The following is a 20,170-nucleotide window of genomic DNA, read 5'->3' as shown; positions in this document are numbered from 1 at the left end:
CAAAAAAGCTGCTAGCTTATTGCTAGCAGCCTTGTTTTTCTTTAATCTTAAAAACTCTTTCAAAATTCTTGTAATAAATTTTTTCCAATTCTTCTTTTTCTATTAGTCCATCTTGACCTAATTTTTCAAGGTAGGCATCAAGTGGGAATTCTTGATCTTTATTATAGGTATCAGTTCCAAAAAATAACCTATCTGAAAATTCTTTGATGAAGGAAATTCCGTAGTCTTTATCCCTCATGATAGCATTGGCTCCACTATTAGCTGATAGGTCTGCATAGAGATTTGGATATTTTCTCATCAATTCACCTATCCTACCTTCAACAACTGGCCCTTCTGGATAAGAATCTCTGTAAGATGGGTCGTTGTCATCATATTTAGAAATCTCACACCAAAAGGCCTGAGAATGACCTATGAATATTAGGTTTTTAAATCTATTTAGAGCTTCTTCTAGATAAAGAAGTCCCTTTAGGTCATAGACTCCGTAATACTTTCCAATTTGTGGACTCATATGGAATAAAACTGGCATCTCTAGGCTTTCAGCTGCTTCTAAGAGCTCAAAAATTTCAGGGCTGTTGAAAGGCTTATTATAAACAAGTTCTCCGACCCCAATTGAGCCTAGGTCCTTTTCTCTTTTTAACTGTTCATAAATATCTTTTTCAAAATCAACCATAGACATATAGTAAAACCTATCAGAATCTTGACAAATCTGTCTAAGTTCATCGTTTGACAACAAATCTGATTCTTTGGCTGATGAAGACATGAGGACAGACTTATCTACCCCTCTTTTTGCCATTGATTTTATCATTTGGTCCTTGTTTATCAGCTCTTGGCCATTTATCTTATGACCACTATCCTTAGAAGTGTGGATATGAATATCTATTTTTTTCATTCTGAATCTCTCAAAGCTTTTGTAATATTTTCAGAGTCTTCTTTGGTTAAATTCCAAATGAATTTAATTCCGATTATCTCTATAATGCTTGCAATTAGCGGTATAGATGTACCTAGATATCTAATTGCAGATATAGTTTCTGGACTTTGAACTTCAGCTGTAGCTACAAAACCAATGGCAGCTAGAGCAGCTGTCGCTCCAAAACTTGCAAGGGTTGAACCGATTTTTCTAGCAAAGGTATAGATAGAATAAAGGGTTCCGTCATTTCTTGAATTAAATTTATATTCGTGATAGTCGATTGCATCTGCTACAAAGGCCCAAACTACCATTATGAAGGTCACCTGACCGAGATTGGCTAGGGCGTTTAGGATAATGTAGGCTGTTACATTTTCAAGTGGTTTTAGGAATATAAATAAAGATAGGGCAAAGTTCCATGTGAGCATGGCTAGGAGGAGATTTCTCTTTCCAAATTTCGCCTGCATCTTTGGCACTATGAAGAACATTGCAATTGTTACTGGCAATTGGACATACATAGCTACTGATTGCATCTTTGGTGCTTGGTAGAATTCTTTAAAGATGAAACCACCAAATTGAGAGTTTCCTGTTATATAAATTAGTGATCCTATTGATGCAAACATGATACCGAGCATTGCTCTGTTTTTAAAAGCTTGGCCTATTACTTCTTTAAATGAATAACCATTCTTGCCATCATTTGCCTTGTGGGCTAGGTGGGCATATCTTTCTTGAGTTAGACCACAAAGAATGTAGTAGCAGATTATACAACCTAGGGCTGCTATTATTGATACAATGGTGTAACCGCTTGGATTTGGGTTCTTGTTAGCATCCCATATAAACATTGGAATTATAGATAAGAATCCATATCCTATTGCTGTACCACCGATGGCTCTAGCTGCGGATAACTTTGACCTTTCTGTTGGATCTAAGGTAACTACTGTAGCCATGGCTCCAAATGGCATGGATGTACCTGTGTAGCTCATTCCATAAAGGATATAGGTAAAGGCTACCCATATGTGGGTGGCTGTTGTTGAAAATCCTAATTTAGTAACATCAAAAAATCCTAAAAGGATAGATATAGCTAATGGCCACATGGCAATTTTTATAAATGGCTTAAACTTATCTCCGCTCTTGCCGATAGAAAACCTATCTGGAAGCGATCCTATTATTGGGTCGTTGATTGCATCAAAAAGTCTGGCAAATAAGAATAGACCTGACATGAATTTTGGGTCTACCTTAAGTACATAGGTACAAAATACTAGGAAGAAAGCATCCATGGTGAGGTTTACAAAGGAACCTGCCATATCTCCTGCTATATATCCTATTTGATCCTTTTTGCTAAAAGGTCTAAATTCTCTAGTTTTCATAAACTCTCCTCTTCTTACTCATTTACATTTTTAGCCCAGTCTATAGCTCTTTGGGCATCTTTTTCTGTCAAAAGACCTTCTTTGACATGTTCTTTGGCAACTTCTTTAAATTTCTCTAAATAATTTTCGAAGCTTCCATAAATCTCTTCCATTTTTTCCTTAGAGAAAAATTCCATCTTGCCATTTGTAGATCCAGGGAAGTCACACGCCTGATAAGAAGCCTTTGGCACCAATAGATAAACAGATCTTAAGCCTCCTTGGTGATGTCCATAGGCATCTTTTTTGTCAAAGTCGATTGGGTCTATTATTTGAGGTGGGTTTCCACCTGTCGCCCATTCGTGAAGCCTATCAAGCATAGCATTGATATAATAATCAAATTTTAAATCATTTAACCTAAATTCATACTCATTATCCAAAATCCTTGGTGGACACTTTGTCTTTTGAATCTCCTCATTGGTTGGCACTAGGGGACTTGCCGCATCAGTGTGGGCAGCGGCTGTCATATCATAATACCTTCTCTTATTTGTAGGCGAATTTTCATTCTTTGTCTTTACTAGACCATCTCCCATTGTCCCAAATAAATGGTAGTCGCACTCGGTATTAAAGCTTATAACTGGCACATCTATTTCTTCTTCACGGCTAGGTCTTATGGCAAAGTTTAGTTTCTCATCAGGATCTTGCCTTAAAGCTCTTGTTAAACCTCCAGAAGCTAAAGATAGGTAGCCATCATATACTTTCTCATAGCCTTGGTCCTTGTAATAATTATGCATAAAGTTTATATAGGTATTTAGATACATACCTGATTGACTTTGGCCACTTAAGTAAAGATATTTAACATCCAGACCGCCGCAAAAAGCTTGAGGATTATTCTTAGCTTCTCTTCCTACTTGATAGAGAATATCCCAAATAAGTCCATCTTCACACCCATCTATGGACCCTGTCCTTGTGTCTAGGGCTGCTGGCTGAGGTGATGGATTTTTGGCAGGCATTGATAGGGACCTGTACCTATCAAGGTCAAAATTCTTTAGGGACAAAATATTGGTTGGTTTGGATGTAACTCCTATATACATATGGTTATTTTCCATAATATGTAGATAAGATCTTCTCCACAAGTCCTCTATATCATAGTTATTTGAAGCATTCATTATATCTATGTAGCATCTACCAGTAAATTTTTCTTTAGAAAGAGGTCTTCTTACTAAAATTCTTGTTGTGTAGGGAATGTTTTCCTGATATTTAAAAACTTTTTCCTTTTCCTTGTCAAAATCATAGACATTGGCAAGGTCAGATACAAAATACTCTTCTTCTAGAAAACCATAATCTTCTACATTTATCACTTCTCGCGCAAATTTCATAGATGAAAATGGATGCGAATTTTCTGTTACTTCTATCGGTCCTAAAACCTTCATCGCTTCCTCCTTTTTTATTCTTGATAGTTAAAAAATAAACTTATACCTATATGATATAGGTTTTCCCAGATGAATTCTTCTAAAAAAATGACTATTTTTTATAAATTAATGACTTTATTTTGATTTTCTGTAGTCTTTTGGAGAAAAACCTGTGTTTTTCTTGAAGGAATTGGAAAAATATTGAGAATTTTTAAACCCAACCCTAAAGGCTATTTCTGTCATGGATAGGTCTGATAAGAGAAGGAGGTCTTTTGCTTCCTTTATTCTCTTGGCTACTATATAATTATTTATTGTATCTCCCGTCTCCTTTTTATAAGTCCTCATCATGTGTTCCTTAGATATGTTAAAATGAGAGGCCAAGCTATCATTATTTATATCTTCCATGAAATTATTATCTATGTAGGCATTTATCTTTCTAGATAAGGTATCAAGACCCTTGTTGTGAAGTCTATTTTCCCTTGATGCATACCTAAAAAGCATTTCTTCGTGTATTTTCCACAAGTCTTCTTCATTGTCAGTGTACTCAATCATAATCGAATATTTTTCTGCCATGTAGTGGCCAATTAGAGGATCCATCCCGCCACTTAAGGCGCTTACAAAATAAAGGGTGTTGTAGGATAGGGTTATATTTTTAAGACTTCTTAGCGGATCCTTGGCTACCCTTCCTCTTATACCTAGCTTTTCTCCTGTAAAAATTAGCTTAACCTGAGGGAAAAATTCTTTTATGTAGTCAAGGTCAGATTCCTTGATAGCTTTAAGGAAGTCATCTCTTTGCTTGTTTATTTTTTCTATTTCATACCTTTTCATAAAGCCTCCTTATTAATATCATTATTCCCAAATTTGTCCGAAAAAAATAATATTTTTCTGAAAAAGACATAAAAAAACAGGGAATTTCTTCCCCGATTTTTTAGTGTTTAGCTTCGTTTTCTATTGTTTGACCCTTTTCTGGGTTGTCTATATATTTATCTCTTAATTTTAGAGCTGATGGGCAGACTGCTATGCCGCCTTCGCCTGTTTCCCTAAGTCTTTCTGGTAGGGAATCTCCTACTCTCTTCATGGCTTCTACAGCTTCATCGAAGGTTACAAACATTGCCACTCCTGCCATTGCCATGTCGGCACTTGCTAAGGCATTCATTATTCCGTTTGCATTTCTTAGGTTGCATGGGAATTCTACCATGCCGCCTATTGGGTCACAGATTAGACCCATGATGTTTAGTAGGCTTGCTGTTGCAGCATTTTCTTGGGTTTGGATGTCATAACCTCTAAGGTAGCACACTGCAGCTGCTGCCATGGCACTTGCTGATCCTGTTTCTGCTTGGCAACCACCTTCTGCACCTGCAAAGGTCGCATTGTCAAAGATTACTTGTCCAATTTGGGTTGCTACTAGGAGGGCTTCTTTTAGTTTCCTGTCGTCATAGCCATATTTTTTATACATGGTCATCATTGTGGCTGGGATTATTCCAGAGCTGCCTGCTGTTGGAGCTGCTACTATCCTTCCCATGGCTGCATTGACTTCTGATGTTGATAGGGCCATGGCCATGGCTAGGGATGGTGTATCTCCTAGGACGCTTTCCCCGCTTAGGAAGTATTTGTTCATCTTCTTGGCATTGCCACCTGTCATGCCTGTAACGCTTCTTACGTCTTCTTCTAGGGCACGTTCAGCAGATGCCTTCATGACATCTAAGGTCTTCTGAAGTCTAGCAAATATTTCTTCTTCGGTCTTGCCTGTGTTTTCTATTTCATCTTTTATAGCTAATTGCCAAAGATTGAGATTTTCGTTCTCGCATCTTTCTTTTAGTAATTTCATTGTTGTAAGCATATTTCTATCCTATTCTATATATTTTAAGAAGGTGAAGTCTTTACCAGCTCTGATTTCCTCTAGAACCCCTTCTTTGAGTGGTTCGTCAAGCTCGCAAACTAGCATTACATTGTCACCATCTTTGATTGTCTTCATCATGTGAATGTTATAACCATACTCAAATAGCACGCCTGATACAAAGGCTATTACTCCCTTTTGCTCGCCATAAGACATGAAGAGGGTTGGCTTTGTAGCGTTGTATTCGATAGAATTGCCATTTACCTTGGTTATTACTATTGATCCACCACCTATAGAAGAGCCTTGGACTTCTAGCGGGCTTCTGTCTGGATATTTGAAGACTATTTTTACTGTATTAGGATGTACATCGCCTAGGTCTGTTTCTAAGAAGTTGTATTTAATTCCAGCTTGATCTGCATAGTCAAATGAATTTATTATCCTATCATCATCTGGCTCATAACCTAAAACTCCACCTACTAAAGCTCTGTTTGTACCATGTCCCTTATAGGTTTTGGCAAAAGAACCGTGTAGATAAAAGTCTACTTCATTGAAATTTCTATCGACCATTCTCCTGGCTATATTGCCTATCCTACAAGCTCCTGCTGTATGAGAGCTTGATGGTCCGACCATGACTGGTCCCATTATCTCAAAAATTGAAGCATTTACTGCCATAATTTCTCCTTTTCCTTAAATTATAAAGGGGAGTTAACCCAATAGATATTTTGTTAACATCCCCTTATCTTGCAAAATTTTACTAATCTTATTATTTAACTGGGTCTGCTTGCCAGTTTTTGTCTCCTAGGATATTTCTGTGATAGAATTTATCCACTGCTACTGCTAGAGCTGTATCACCAGAGATATTTGCTGCTGTACCAAATGAGTCTTGGGTTAGGTATAGAGAAATAGCTAATGTTGCCATTGCTGACTCTGGGCTAATTCCTACTATTGGTAGGAATGGAAGTGCTGACATGATTGCTCCACCTGGTGCTCCTGGTGCTGCTACCATTGCTACACCAAGGATAGCTATAAGTTGGATCATTAGGCCATATGAGTGGTCCATGTTATACATTGTAAGGATTGTAAATACACAACCTGTAATTGTAATCATAGAACCTGGCATATGAACTGTAGCTCCTAATGGAATTACGAAGTCTCTGATTGGTTGAGATACGCCGTTTGCCTCAGCACATTCTAGGTTAACTGGAATTGTTGCTGCTGAAGATTGGGTACCTACAGCTGTAAAGTAGCCCCTAAGTTGGTTTTTAAGCATAGCAAATGGATTTTTGCCTGCATATGAACCTGATGCCACAAATAATATTGTGATGTAGATTAAGTGTAGGGCTATAATGCAGATAAATATCTTCCAGAAAATTGAAAGAACTGCGAATACAGAACCTGTAAAGGCCATCTTAGCGAAGTTACCCATGATAAAGAATGGAAGTACTGGAACTATAGCTACTGCTAATACTTGGGTGATGATTTGGTTAAATTCATCAACTGCTCCGTATAAGTACTTGCCAGAGCCCTTTTTCCTTAACCATGAAATACAGATACCAAGCATAAAGGCGAATATGATACCACTTGTAACTGTAAAGAATGGTGCAATCTCAACGGTAAAATATGGGTCAAGCTTGATTTCATCTGCTGCTTGGATAGCTGCTACTTGACTTTCGTTGATAAAGTTAGGGAAGATTGCCCTTGACATGAAGTATGATGCAGAACCACCGATAAGAGTAGATGCATAAGCTAGGGCTACTGTAACACCTAAAAGTTTACCAGCTCCTTCTCCTAGATCTGCTATACCCTTAGTAACGAATGCTAAAATCATAAGTGGAATTATGAAGTTTAGGAAGTTACCAAAGATAGATGAAAATGTCACAAAAATTCTTACTATTGATTCTGGTAGATAAGATCCTATTAAGATACCTAAGATTATACCACAAATCATTCTTGGAATTAAACCAATTTTTTTCATTTTTCTCTCCTTGTTTATGTAATATGTAAACCTTTGCAATCGATAGAATCAAAAAAGTAGATTTTTTCTAAAATATACCTGGGTCGCCTTATCCCAAAATCATTACTAATTATTTATCAAAAATCTATATCAATTTGTATTTCCTATCTGACTAGATTATATATGATAAAAACGTTTATGTCAACACTTTGAGGGAGGATTCGCCAAAAAATATCAATGATTTTCTTTGTTTGAAAATTATCAACTTGATATTATAAAGGATGTTAGCCCTTACATTTTTCATGATTTTTTTAAAAAAATTCATAAATTTTCTTATTTTTTATCAAAATTATCCCTTATCGGAAATCATTTGTAAGATTTCCTACAGACAATTTCTAAGAAGATCATAAGTCTTATATTTTTAAAATAATCAAAAAAAGCTTAAAGAAAAATCATTCTTAGCCTTTTTTATATCCTAGCAAAGTCTCATAATCAAATCCCTTCTCATAGTCTACAAATTTACCATTTTCATATATGAAATCATAGAGATTTTTATTTTTTATTATCTTATTAAATTTTGGATTATTAGATTTATAAATCTCTATTAAAGGTACTCTCAAATCTTCTTCTTTTAATTTTCTTTCTGCCTTAAGCATAGTCAATACCGAATTTCTCAAATGACCTTTAAAGATTAGATACCTACCCTCTGTCGTGTAGGAACTTTTATCATTATCAAGCAAGCAAGAAAATACAAAATCATCATCTTTCCAATATCCGAAAACCTCATCTAGATGATCTGATAGCTTGTAATCTTTAAAATCCGCTAGTATATGGACATACAAATCTCCAGTATCATCATCATGGGCTAGGATGTATTTTCTATCCTTAAGATCTAAATTTTTAGCTTTATTATCTTCTATTACCTCTGTTTTTCTCACGCTATAGCCATCCTTTTAGAAAAGACTCTAGCTGTATATTTACTTGCTCCAAGACCCACAAAATAGATTATTACGCTAATTATTAGGGTTGGTATTAAACCTGCCTGGACAAATCTTGAATTTGGTACAAACTTTGTAACTATAAAGTATGATGTCCAAACTGATAAAGTTGATTTGATCGGTACTGAATAAACTATATTTTCAATCTTGTCATAGTTTTTAAATATTAATAGGCTTATAAGGTCACAAAGTATTCCTGAAAGCACTCCAGCTGCTGCTCCAAATATTGAAAATCTAAGCATATATAAGCCATAGGCTAGGGATATAAAGCTAACTGTTCCTATTCTTCTTGTCTGCATAGCTGTAGCTGTATAGATAAAGGCAAATACTGGTGCTGTAACTAAAACTCTTGATGATGGGATAGGTAAGCTTAGACTTATAGTGTAAAGCATTCTTCCTACTACTATCATCATAGCTAAGGAAAGTGCCATTAAGACCCAATCTTTTAATGTAAATTTCTTCATTTTAATCTCCTAGTGAACAATAATTATCAAATTCTAAGTAGTCTCCTGTATTGGCAAAGGCTCTAGCCCTACATCCTCCACAGACTTCGTTATAGGAACAAGCTCCACATGCTCCTTTGTAGTTATCATAGTCCCTTAGTTTTTCAAAAACTTCAGACTTATTCCATATATCAAGGAAGCTCTCCTCTCTTAGATTGCCAGCAGTCACTTCTGCATAAGGGCAAATATTCACCCTTCCATCATAGACTACCGAGCAATATGACATACCGGCTATGCATGCCTTCTTAACCTTAGGATCAAGACCCAGTTCTCTAGCTATAACTGTAGACTGTGGGGCACAGGTTGGCTTTATAAATAGGTCTGATTCGTATTCAAGAACTTCCTTTATAGCTTTTAGATATTCTTCCTTGCTTAGGTAGACTCCCCCTAAATCTTTGCCCCTACCAGTCATTACCAAAAATAATACGTGTACTGAGCTGGCTCCTAGAGAGCTTGCAAAATCTAAAAGCTCGTGGATTTCATCTTTGTTTATCCTTGATATGGTCGTATTTATTTGAACCTTTACACCGTTTTTCTTTAAAAGTTCTATGCCTCTTAAGGTCTTATCAAAAGCTCCTTCATAGCCCCTAAAGTCATCGTGGGATTTTTTGTCAGTTGAGTCTATTGACACTGCAACTGATCTTATGTATTTTTTAATTTCTCCTATGTTATCTTCACTAATCAAGGTTCCATTTGACCCCAAGCAAGTATATAGTCCCAAGTTTTGAGCATATTCTGCAAGCTCGAATATGTCATCTCTCATAAGGGGTTCACCACCACTTAGTTTGATCATATTAAAGCCAGCTTCTTTCATATCCCTAAAAAGTGCCTTGCACTCATCTGTGCTAAGCTCTCCAGAGGTATCTACATCCTCACCAGAATTCCTATAGCAATGTTTACAATAAAGATTGCAAGCTCTGGTTGTGTTTAGCGAAACGATTTTCAAGTATATCCTCCCCTATCTTTAATAGAAAGGCTTGCCTAGTTCAGGCAAGCCTTTACTTTAATAATCTAATTATAACAGATATCTCGTATTTCTCCAAACCACCCTACACTTCTCTTTAGGTTTTTGCTCAAATATCTTATTCCGGTCTAAATCTTACAAGGCCTGTGCAGCAGTATTCGCTTACTACTTCTCCCTCAGGATTTATCGCTGTCATTAGATAGGTGACTGCGCCATTTACCCCTTCTTTTCTAACTTTTTTATCTACAATTTCGACTTTTATATCATAAAGAGTGTCAGGATAGACTGGGCTTAGCCATTTGCCATATTCTATAGAAATACCAGCTATGATGCCTGGCTTATCTATATCTGTCTTTACCCATTGGCCCCAAAAGGCCATGTTTGAATAAGATCCTGGCGAGATTATCCTACCAAAAGGGCTTGCTTCTGCCACTTTCTTGTCTGTATGGATAGGTCTTGGGTCGTATTTTTCTCCAGCCCAAATCAGTTCTTCTTCGCTAAATTTGATGGGTTCTATTTCCTTGTCAAATACCATTCCTATTTCATAATCTTCAAAATACATTCTTAAGCTCCTTAGATCTTTTTTCTTTTATAAAGGTCTTAGCTCTGACATCCCTTGCTTGGAGCTGGTATTTATTATCTCCATCAAGGGCAAAAGCTTTAAGGTCATTTATCTTTCCTCCTATGTCCCTGTCAATTATAAGACCTAGGTCCGTCTGATCAAAGCTTGTAAGCATGGCATAATCGCCATCGCTATCGCCCCCGACCATGATTGGCCCGTAATTATTTGGATTTTTTATAAATTTATTTATAGTTTGGACCTTGCCTTCTTTAAGGGTTGGAGGGTAGGCTGGGTCAAGATTTGGAATAACTTTACCATCACCATCTTTTTCTAGCCTTAGGCCAAGGACCTTGTTCTTGTCAAATCCATAAGCATTGGCCCTTGATGTGGCAAAAGCCCTTACTATATCTATGAAGGAGGCTGATACTATATAAACGTCAATTCCATTTGATTCTAAAGTCTTATAGAGCTTTGCCATTTCATCTATATCACCCAAGCCCACAAAGATTGATATCTCAACTCTTCCTGCGGAGCTTTCTATATCTGGAGATGTAAAGATTTCCCTTCTAGGGGTCTCTTTTTTGACATAGGCAAAGGCATCTTGACAGAGATTATAAAGCTCTTCTGTGGTGTAATTTGTAAGCAAAAATGACATCCAACAATAGTCTTCCCTTGCATCAGACCTTGCCCTGATAGCTTTGTATCTATAAAACATCTTACTTACAAATTCCTTGTAGACATTGGTATCTAGCAAATCCTCTAGGTCGATATCCCCTCCAAGGCTCTTAGCTGTCCCGTAAAGTTTGTCATAGGCTTCTTTTATATCACTAGCAAGGAGGTCTATATTTACAGGCTCTCCATCTAGATTATTAAATTTTTCATCAAGATTGTCAGAAGGGACATTTTTCTTTATTACTTCTATAAGCTCTTCAGGATCCATCTTAAAGGCTAAGTGGGTTATTATATAATATAAAAGCGCCTCTTCTACGTCACCTATAATTGAGGTATTATCCCAATCAAAGACTGCAAAGGGCTTCTTATCTGCCCTGTAGGCTTCATTCTCACTGCCATGTCTTGCGAGCAAATTCTCTATGGCTTTTTGAAGTCTATCGTTGAAATTAGTATTTTTAATTGACTTGTTCATTCTTCCTCTCAGATCATCTTTTTTGGGTCTACGATTTTTATAAATTCTTCGTCAGACACATAAGCTAGCTCTTTGTTAGCTGCTCTTAAACTTATACCCTTTTTGTGGGCAAATTTAGCAAGTTCTGCCGCCTTTTCGTAGCCAATGAACGGAGATAGGCTTGTAACAATCATGAGTGACTTTTCTAGATTTTCTTTGATTTTTTCTTCATTTGCCACTAGGCCCTGGACTAGGTGGATATTAAAGGAATGGATGCCCCCAGCTAAAATATCAATTGATTCTAAGGTCTTTGAGATTATTAGTGGCATATAGGCGTTTAATTCAAGCTGGCCAAGGGAGTTGGCCATGGTGATTGCCTGGTCATTTGCCATCACTTCTAGGCAAATCATGCTTAACATTTCTACCTGGGTTGGATTTACCTTGCCTGGCATGATTGATGAGCCTGGTTCGTTGGCTGGGATTATTAGCTCGCCAATGCCTGTTCTTGGGCCAGATGATAAAAATCTGATGTCTTCGGCAATTTTTAAGAGGTTGCTGGCTAAGATTTTTATAGCTCCATGAGTCCTTGCCAGTCCACCTTTGGATGATAATTGCAAGAATTTATTAGGGTCAGCCTCAAGGTCTAGGCCAGTAAATTCTGATAAAAGTCTGGCCATTTCCTTATCGTAGCCTTCTTTGGTATTTAGTCCTGTGCCCACAGCAGTGCCACCTATGGCAAGTTTATCTAAAGCTTTGGCACTTTCTTTGATGTAGTCCTCATCTCTAAGTATAAGATCTGAGTAGGTCTTTATTTCATCGGAAAGGGCAAGGGGGGTGGCATCTTGAAGATGGGTCCTGCCTGTTTTAATTATCCCCTCAAATTCCTCTGCCTTTTTCCTAAAGGCTTGTCCTAAATTTTCTATTTCTGGCAAGAGCCTATCCCTGATAGCAAGTAGGCTTGCTATGTGCATGGCTGTCGGGAAGGAGTCATTTGTAGATTGGCTCATATTTACATGGTCATTTGGATGGATTAAATCTTCCCCCAAGAGCTCATTGGCAAGGTGGGCTATAACTTCATTGACATTCATATTTGTCTGAGTCCCTGATCCTGTCTGATAGACTGTAAGCGGGAAGTGGTCCTCATAACCACCAGCTAGAAGCCTATCACAAGCCCCAACTATGGCTTCCTTTCGCTTATTATCAAGCTTGCCCTGGCTTTCATTTACTATAGCCGCCGCCTTTTTTACTAGGATTAGGGCATGGATTTGGTCTTTTGGCATCAACTTTAAGCCTTGGGGGAAATTTTCAAAAGACCTCTGAGTCTGAGCTCCCCAAAGCCTATCGCAAGCAACCTCTATCTCACCCATGGAATCGTGTTCTATGCGCTTTTTCATCAATTTTTCTCCATATGTTCTTCATCCAGGATTCCTGGTCTGGTCATCCTCTTGTAATCAAGTATCTTATCGATTTCAGCTTCATCCATAAGGCCCTTTTCAAGGATTAACTCCCTTACGGACTTATCTGATTTCATTGATTCCTTAGCGATGGCACTTGCAGCATCATAGCCAATATGTGGGGCAAATGGAGTAATTATTGCCACAGAATTTTCAACCTTGCGTCTTAATTTTTCCTTATTGGCTGTAATTCCTTCAACGCAATTTAGGGTAAGAGTTGAAATTGCACCTTTAAGAGCAGTTATTGACTCGATTAGGCTATAGAAAATTACTGGCTCAAAGGCGTTTAGCTCTAGCTGGCCAGCCTCAACTGCCATTGTCACTGTCATATCATTGCCTATTACCAAGAAGGCAACCTGGTTTACAACCTCTGGAATTACCGGATTTACCTTGCCTGGCATGATAGATGATCCTGCCTGCTTGGCTGGCAATTTAAAATCTGAAATCCCTGTGGTTGGGCCTGATGAAAGAAGCCTTAGGTCATTAGCAACCTTTGATAGGCTTGCTGCAAAAGTTTTTAAAACTGAGGATGTAAATAAAAAACCATCCAAGTTTTGTGTTGCATCTATGAGGTCATTGGCTTGATTTAGGTCAAGACCTGTGATATCGCTTAAGGTTGTTACTATATTTTCTACAAAATAATAATCAGCATTAAGGCCTGTACCAATAGCTGTTCCTCCAAGATTGACATAGGATAGCTCCTTCTTTGCAGCCTTAAATCTCTTTAGCCCTCTTTTTACAACACGTTTGTAGGCGTTAAATTCCTGGCCAAGGGTAATAGGAACCGCATCTTGCAACTGGGTGCGGCCCATTTTTATATATTCATCAAATTCTTTGGACTTCTTGTCAAAGGCTTCGACAAGCTTTTCCACCTCTTCATATAAATCATCCATATAGCGGATTATGGCAACCTTGCCCGCTGTTGGGATAACGTCATTTGTAGATTGGCCTAGGTTTACATGATCATTTGGATGGATGTGCTCATAATGGCCCAGGCTTCCCCCTAGGCTTAGGTTTGCAATATTTGCTATAACTTCATTGGCATTCATATTAAAAGAAGTGCCAGCCCCTCCCTGAATTGGGTCAACAATAAATTGGTCAAGGTACTTGCCTGCCAAGATTTCATCGCAAGCATCAACTATAGCCTGCATTTTCTTATCAGATAGGATTCCAACCTTGTTATTAAGTATGGCACAAGCCTTTTTAACTTCGACTATAGCCTTGATAAAATAAGGGTCCATGGCCTTATCTGTGATCTTAAAATTTTCATAAGCTCTGTAAGAATTTGCCCCGTAATATGCATCCTTTGGTATATTTAGCTCTCCCAAAGAATCTCTCTCTAACCTGAATTCACTCATATTTGCCTCCTATATAGATATTTTCTTCTAAATTAAAAATCTTTCCCTATCCTAATTATAAACCAAGAAAACGATTTTACCAAATAAATATACAGGACCTATAAATGATTTAAAAAAAGAGCCCAAAGGACTCTTTAAAATATTATTTTCTTTTCTTACTTGCAAATAGAGCAGTTGAGCTTGCTCCAAAGCCTAGGATAGCTAGAAGAGATGAGCCTACGCCTGTCTTTACATTTTGGGATGAGGCTTTTACATCTTGTTTTCTTTCTTGCTTAGGATCTTCTTTTTTATCCTTTTTTGTGGCTTCGCTTGTTTGGTCTACTTTTTGAGATTTTTTATGCTCTTTATTTAATTCTTTCTTTTCTTCAAATTTTTTAGTAGCTTCGCTTGTTTCATCTACTTTATCTAGATTTGAAGACTTGGCTGCTGAATTTTCGTTTTTGACATAGACTATATCACCATTTTCAAAATATGTTCCATCAGCAAATTTAACTAGGGCTATAGGTTTTATGAATTTCGCATCTGCTGGTAGTTTGGTGATTTCTATCTCATAGCCATCTTCTACTTCCCTTATTATGTAATCATCTTGAGGGAGTTCTTGTTTTTTGTATTTTGGTGTTGCAGCTGATACTCCATCTAGCTTCATTGCCTTGTAATCATCTTCTGTAACATAGTTTAACTTTATAAATTTATTCTTACTTTCTCCAGATTTTTTTAGTCCCTTAAAGCTTGATTTTATCTTGATTTTATTATCCCTAAGTCCTACATAGGCTTTATTGTTGTGAGGATTCTTATTTGATCTTTCACCTTCTACTTGAAAATTCACTAAAGCCTTATGGGTATAGTCTCTAAATAAACCTTGTTTCTTACCATTGACTTTTTTAAATGGGATTTTTTCGATTTCTTCCAATTTTGCTTGGTCAATTTCTTCATCATTTAAAAGCTCTTTTGCTCTTGTTATAGAATTTTTGATATCTTCCTTAGCTTGGCCTTCGTAAGCTATAGCTGGATTATCAACAGATTCTTCATCCATTGAATCTAGATATTTTTTAAGTTCTTCCTTAGCCTTAGCAACTTTTTCCTCAAAAGCCTTTGTCTCATCATCTTTTGTGGTTTCATCACTAAGTGGTATAGGATTTTCAACATCCTTTTCTTCACTCATAGTTTCTTGCTTAGGCATCTCTTCCATTACCTGGCTTGCATCTACTCTTCCAGGAACTATATTTATCGCCAATAATAAGGCTAGGGCTAAGCTCGCTTTATGTTTTACTTTCATAAATCCTCCAAATTTATATAATAATTATCTTAAGCTATTTAAAGCTTCTTGTTAGTTACTTAATTAACCTTAATAATTATAATAAAAATTTAAAGACTTGTCAATAACGATTATCATTATTCTTCGATTAAAAAGCTCCTCATCTCTGAGAAGCTCTAAACATCTTATTTGCTATAAACCAATTTGCCATTTAAGAATGTTTTTTCTAGATTCATATCATAATCAAGAACTATAAAGTCAGCAGCGTAACCTTCCTTAAGCTTGCCACAAACATCATCTATGCCGACAGACTTGGCTGGCACAAGGCTTGCCATTTGAACAGCTTCAAAGACATCTGCAATATCCCAGTCAACAACATTTTTGATGGCATCCTTTAATTTTAGGATAGAACCCGCAAGAGATCCGCTATCCTTTAGCCTTGCTGTTCCCTTTTCAACTTTTACAGGAAAATCACCTAGCATATAGTCCCCATCAGCCATGCCGCCTGCGGACATGCAATCTGTAATTAGAGCAATGTGGTCCCTGCCCTTGGCATTCATTAAAATATTAGCAGCATGAGGATTTACATGATGACCATCGCAGATTAGCTCTGAAATAGCATCGGTATTCATGGCAGCACCCACCATGCCAGGCTCCCTGTGGTGGAGGCCGCTCATGCCATTATAGGTGTGGACAAATATATTTGCCCCGGCCTCAACTGCTTCTACCGCCTGATCATAAGAGGCATCAGAATGTCCTAGTGCAACCCTTACGCCCATGGCGTTAGCTTCTTTGATAAAGTCAATTGCTCCATCCCTTTCAGGAGCGATAGCAATCTTATTTACCAGGCCATCAGATAGGTCCTTCCATTCTTTTAAATATTCAATCTTTGGATTAGACATGTAGGCTGGGTTTTGGGCTCCCTTGTACTTTTCTGTAAAGAAAGGCCCTTCAAGGAAAATTCCCCTAACCTTAGCCCCTTCAACATCTTTATATTCTTCGCCAACCACCTTACAAGCCTCATCAGTTCTCTCTTTAGAATCTGTAAGTGTAGTAGGCAAAAAGCTAGTAACCCCGCACTCCAAAAGCCCCTTGGAAATCACATTTAGGGCCCCCTTTTCAGCATTCATGATATCCTTACCATGGTAGCCATGGATGTGTGTATCAACAAGACCAGGAGCCACAATCTCACCAAGGTCTTCATAAGAATCAGGTTCTTTTTTAGAAAATCCCACAATCTTCCCACCATCAACTTCCATAAAATAATCTTCCAAAATCCTATCTTCTAGGATAAAATATTCTGCCTTATAAAACATAATTCCTCCCTTAGTCATTCAAATAATCTCTCTAATAATATGATACCCAAAATATATGGTAGTGACCATTATAATAATATGTATTCTTATTTATTCATAAAAAAAAGACGAGTCAACCGCTCGCCTTTCCTCATTTTATGCTTTTGTAAAATCAGATTTAGATTTTAATAACTATAAATTTCTTCTAATCTTTCTATTATTAGCCTTGTTTTTGATAATAGGTATACTTGTTTTTCTAGTAAACTTTGTAATCTTTGCTTTCTTTCTTTTGACATTTGCTTATTATTTACAAAATCTTGCGCACGTTTGAATACCTCAACACTTCTATTATAGGCTATTCTTAGTCTTGATATTGATATAACCATCTTTTCTTTATCTTTTACTTTAATTTCTACTTCATCATCTTTTTCTGATGTCATAAAGTTATAGTATCCTAGATAATTATTGTCATAATACTCAGGTGTCTTATCTTCTTTGACCATCAAAACTTTTATTATCTCTTGTATTTTCTCGATTTCTTTTTCTAGTTCTTCTCTTTTATTTAAGTACGATAGTTTCTTGTCCTTAGCCTCGTCTATTTCTTTTTGTAATTTTTGTTTTTCTTCCTCAGTTAAATCCTTAATATTTGACTTAGCTTCTTCAACTCTAGCTATTTCTTCGTTCATTCTTTTAAGTTCAGCTTTTTTCTCAGCTAGTAAGTTTTCTTTTTCTTTTATTAATTTATCAGTAGAGCCTAGTGGATTTTCTAAAAACGCTTTTAATTCTTTATATTTATTAGCTTTGACAGTATATTCTGTAGAATATCTAGATGAGGTATTGTTCTCTTTTATTGCTTTGCTAAGTTCTGCTCCCAATTTACTCAATTCATCATCAAGTTCATTTTTTCTGCTAGCAAGAGACTTAGTTTCCTCTTGGATTTTTTCTTGTTCTCTTTTTAATTTATCTTTATTTTTTTGATAATATAAGTCTCTTTCATCGTTTTGAATCTTAATTATCCAAGAAGCTATAGAGCTTTTTTCCTCAATTTGTTTTACAACTTTAGATTTTTCAGATCTTTTATCATTAACTTGCTTAGAAACTTCATTATATTTTTGTTCATCAATTATATAATCATTTATAGCCGGCTTTGCCTTGGTCTCATTTTCAGCTATCTTAATATCTATATTATCAAGATTTACCTTTCCTTCTTCATATTCTTTTTTAATCTCAAGCTGATAATCCATTTCTTTAAGCTTTGGAGACTCATAATCCCTAAATATATTTTCATCTTTATTTAAGCCTGTTTTTAAATCTTTAATTTGTGAATCAAGTTGATTAATCTCAAACTTAAGACCACCTATTTTCAATTGTTCATCTTTTTTCTCTTCTGCGTTTAAATTAGAGAAATTCTCTTCTCTTCTTTCTTTTTCATATTTTTTTATGAAAATTTCTTTTTGTTTTTTCTTTAATTCCTTACATTTTTGATCTCGTTCTATGCTAGCGCCTTTAATTTGTTCCTTTCTTTCTTCACTTCTTCTTTTCTGATTTTCGTATTCTTCTTGACTTGGAAATAATTTTGAAACATCTGGTTTTTCAGAACCTTGTTTTTTAAGTTCTTCAAGATCTTTTTCTAATTGTTCTTTATCATCATCAACCCTATTTCTTTCTCTTTTTAGTTCTACAAGTTTCTCATAAGCATCTCGCCTACTTTGATTAGGGTCAATTTGGCTTGTTTTAGATATTATTTCTTCATCAACTTTATTGATTTCTTCATTTACTTTTGCTTTTTCTTCTTTTGCTGCTTCTAAGTCATTTTGATAATCTTTTAATTTTTTTTCTTTGACTTCTGTGTCTTCTGTGTTTGGACCTGTATCCCCTTCATCAGCAAATACAGTATTTACTCCTAATGGAAATAATGATGCAAACATCATTATAGCTGCTAATTTACAAATTTTCTTACCTTTCATAGCTTCTCCTTAATATATAGATTTTCTTATTTTTATTATATCATTTTGCGTTACTTTTGTAAATTAGTAAAATCTTTGTAAACACAATATAAAACAGGTGGATAAAGTATCCACCCGTCTGATATATAATATTTACTTAAATTTTTGCCTTAATAACCATAAGGTCACTATCTTCTATGGCTTCTAGAGCGTGCATTTCGTTTGGATCCATTGTGATGATATCACCCGGCCTTATTATTTCGCTTCCATTTTCTCCCTTAAAATCTACCTTTCCCTTATATATTACAACTACTACATTTTTATCTGATTTGTGGCTTGGTACTTCCTCGCCTTTTTTGATTTGTAGGTGGGTAATTTGTAAATTGTCCTCATCTACTAAATGTTCAAACTTGCCATCTAAGATATTTGCACTTATTTTTTTCATATATCCTCCTTTTTGATATTTATTATCATTAAGATCATTATACTATTAGCTTTTTCAAATGATAATTTATCATAGATTATATACAATCTTCTTCAGTTCAGGCAAGACTTCCTCTTTAAAAAAGGGATTTTTTGCCATCCACCTGTTGTTTAGTGGGCTTGGGTGGACTAAGGGGAAGTATTTTGGTAAATAGGCCTTATAGTTTCTTACTGTTTCTGTGAGATTTTTCTTAAATTTATCTCTAAGATAGTATTTTTGAGCATAGGCTCCTATAAGGATTGTCAGCCTTACATTTTCTAATTGTCTTAATATAAGAGGATGGTATTCCTCTGCTATAAATTTCCTTGGTGGCTTATCGCCTGATTTTGCCTTACCCGGATAATAAAAATCCATTGGTATTATCGAATAATCTTTGCTATGGAGGTCTTCCATGCTTATGCCTAGCCAATCTACTAGATTTTCGCCGCTCTTATCTGTAAATAAAATCCCACTTTCCTCGACCTTTTTTCCTGGTGCTTGGCCTATTATTAGGATTTTTGAATCCTTATTTAATTGAAAAATAGGACCTATGCCTCTTTCTGTATAGGCTTTATTTCTAGGATCTTTTTTTAGTTTTTCGATTATTTCTTCCATGATATTTCCTTAATTTAAGCTTGTCTTTTTATAAGAATACCCAAAATTTGCATAAAATAAAAGGTGATGTTGCAGAATAGTTAAATCTATTCTGCAACATCACTTTTTTTCTCGGATATTTGTATTAAGTAATTTAATTATATAGAGATTTTTAAGGTGGGAATAAATTTTTCCACATTTTCCT

At 36.0% G+C, this 20,170-nt stretch carries 19 protein-coding genes; all 19 read right to left on the bottom strand.

Features of this window, described 5'->3' with window-relative positions; genetic code table 11:
* Positions 1 to 22: 22 nt before the first annotated feature.
* Positions 23 to 889 carry an amidohydrolase family protein gene (locus NH286_RS07430; protein WP_265237957.1) on the bottom strand — a complete coding sequence of 289 codons (867 nt, stop codon included), beginning with the start codon at positions 887 to 889 and terminating at the stop codon, positions 23 to 25.
* On the bottom strand, positions 886 to 2,271 hold the full coding sequence (locus tag NH286_RS07425) for an MFS transporter (protein ID WP_265237956.1): 1,386 nt from the start codon (positions 2,269 to 2,271) through the stop codon (positions 886 to 888). The genes NH286_RS07430 and NH286_RS07425 overlap by 4 nt, the downstream gene beginning before the upstream one ends.
* Positions 2,272 to 2,285: 14 nt before the next feature.
* Complete coding sequence (locus NH286_RS07420) at positions 2,286 to 3,680, bottom strand: alpha/beta hydrolase domain-containing protein (RefSeq protein WP_265237955.1); 1,395 nt, start codon at positions 3,678 to 3,680, stop codon at positions 2,286 to 2,288.
* Between the two features lie 114 nt (positions 3,681 to 3,794).
* Entirely contained in the window at positions 3,795 to 4,487 is a 693-nt protein-coding gene (locus NH286_RS07415; RefSeq protein ID WP_265237954.1) for an AraC family transcriptional regulator, read from the bottom strand.
* Positions 4,488 to 4,587: 100 nt separating this feature from the next.
* Positions 4,588 to 5,499 carry an L-serine ammonia-lyase, iron-sulfur-dependent, subunit alpha gene (gene sdaAA, locus NH286_RS07410; protein WP_265237953.1) on the bottom strand — a complete coding sequence of 304 codons (912 nt, stop codon included), beginning with the start codon at positions 5,497 to 5,499 and terminating at the stop codon, positions 4,588 to 4,590.
* 9 nt (positions 5,500 to 5,508) lie between these two features.
* Positions 5,509 to 6,168, bottom strand: coding sequence for an L-serine ammonia-lyase, iron-sulfur-dependent subunit beta (gene sdaAB / locus NH286_RS07405; RefSeq protein ID WP_265237952.1), 660 nt, complete (start codon positions 6,166 to 6,168; stop codon positions 5,509 to 5,511).
* A 91-nt stretch (positions 6,169 to 6,259) separates the two neighbouring features.
* A complete protein-coding gene (locus NH286_RS07400; RefSeq protein WP_199792188.1) occupies positions 6,260 to 7,471 on the bottom strand; it encodes a dicarboxylate/amino acid:cation symporter in 1,212 nt (403 codons plus the stop codon).
* Between the two features lie 437 nt (positions 7,472 to 7,908).
* On the bottom strand, positions 7,909 to 8,388 hold the full coding sequence (locus tag NH286_RS07395) for a staygreen family protein (RefSeq protein WP_106461175.1): 480 nt from the start codon (positions 8,386 to 8,388) through the stop codon (positions 7,909 to 7,911).
* Positions 8,385 to 8,912, bottom strand: coding sequence for a hypothetical protein (locus tag NH286_RS07390; protein ID WP_265237951.1), 528 nt, complete (start codon positions 8,910 to 8,912; stop codon positions 8,385 to 8,387). The genes NH286_RS07395 and NH286_RS07390 overlap by 4 nt, the downstream gene beginning before the upstream one ends.
* Before the next feature lies 1 nt (position 8,913).
* The gene (locus tag NH286_RS07385) at positions 8,914 to 9,897 is read right to left on the bottom strand and encodes a radical SAM/SPASM domain-containing protein (protein WP_265237949.1); all 984 of its coding nucleotides are present in this window, start codon (positions 9,895 to 9,897) and stop codon (positions 8,914 to 8,916) included.
* A 136-nt stretch (positions 9,898 to 10,033) separates the two neighbouring features.
* On the bottom strand, positions 10,034 to 10,477 hold the full coding sequence (locus NH286_RS07380) for a MaoC family dehydratase (protein WP_265237947.1): 444 nt from the start codon (positions 10,475 to 10,477) through the stop codon (positions 10,034 to 10,036).
* The gene (locus NH286_RS07375) at positions 10,467 to 11,621 is read right to left on the bottom strand and encodes an HAD family hydrolase (protein WP_265237945.1); all 1,155 of its coding nucleotides are present in this window, start codon (positions 11,619 to 11,621) and stop codon (positions 10,467 to 10,469) included. Before NH286_RS07375 ends, NH286_RS07380 begins: the two co-directional genes overlap by 11 nt.
* 8 nt (positions 11,622 to 11,629) lie before the next feature.
* Complete coding sequence (locus NH286_RS07370; RefSeq protein ID WP_265237943.1) at positions 11,630 to 12,994, bottom strand: class II fumarate hydratase; 1,365 nt, start codon at positions 12,992 to 12,994, stop codon at positions 11,630 to 11,632.
* On the bottom strand, positions 12,994 to 14,412 hold the full coding sequence (locus NH286_RS07365) for an aspartate ammonia-lyase (protein WP_265237940.1): 1,419 nt from the start codon (positions 14,410 to 14,412) through the stop codon (positions 12,994 to 12,996). The genes NH286_RS07370 and NH286_RS07365 overlap by 1 nt, the downstream gene beginning before the upstream one ends.
* Positions 14,413 to 14,554: 142 nt before the next feature.
* Entirely contained in the window at positions 14,555 to 15,688 is a 1,134-nt protein-coding gene (locus NH286_RS07360; protein ID WP_265237939.1) for a sortase, read from the bottom strand.
* A 164-nt stretch (positions 15,689 to 15,852) separates the two neighbouring features.
* Positions 15,853 to 16,983 (bottom strand): N-acetylglucosamine-6-phosphate deacetylase, encoded by a 1,131-nt coding sequence (gene nagA / locus NH286_RS07355; RefSeq protein ID WP_265237938.1) that lies wholly within the window; start codon positions 16,981 to 16,983, stop codon positions 15,853 to 15,855.
* A 164-nt stretch (positions 16,984 to 17,147) separates the two neighbouring features.
* Entirely contained in the window at positions 17,148 to 18,929 is a 1,782-nt protein-coding gene (locus NH286_RS07350) for a hypothetical protein (RefSeq protein ID WP_265237936.1), read from the bottom strand.
* Between the two features lie 136 nt (positions 18,930 to 19,065).
* Positions 19,066 to 19,353, bottom strand: coding sequence for a cupin domain-containing protein (locus NH286_RS07345; protein WP_265213098.1), 288 nt, complete (start codon positions 19,351 to 19,353; stop codon positions 19,066 to 19,068).
* Between the two features lie 69 nt (positions 19,354 to 19,422).
* Positions 19,423 to 19,986, bottom strand: a complete 564-nt coding sequence (locus NH286_RS07340) for a uracil-DNA glycosylase family protein (protein ID WP_265237934.1) — start codon at positions 19,984 to 19,986, stop codon at positions 19,423 to 19,425.
* Positions 19,987 to 20,170 lie beyond the last annotated feature (184 nt).

The organism is Anaerococcus sp. NML200574, from assembly GCF_026131665.1.
Taxonomy (GTDB): Bacteria; Bacillota; Clostridia; order Tissierellales; family Peptoniphilaceae; genus Anaerococcus; species Anaerococcus kampingae.
The sequence above is the reverse complement of the archived record's forward strand: the minus strand, read 5'-3'. Positions and strand labels throughout refer to the sequence as shown.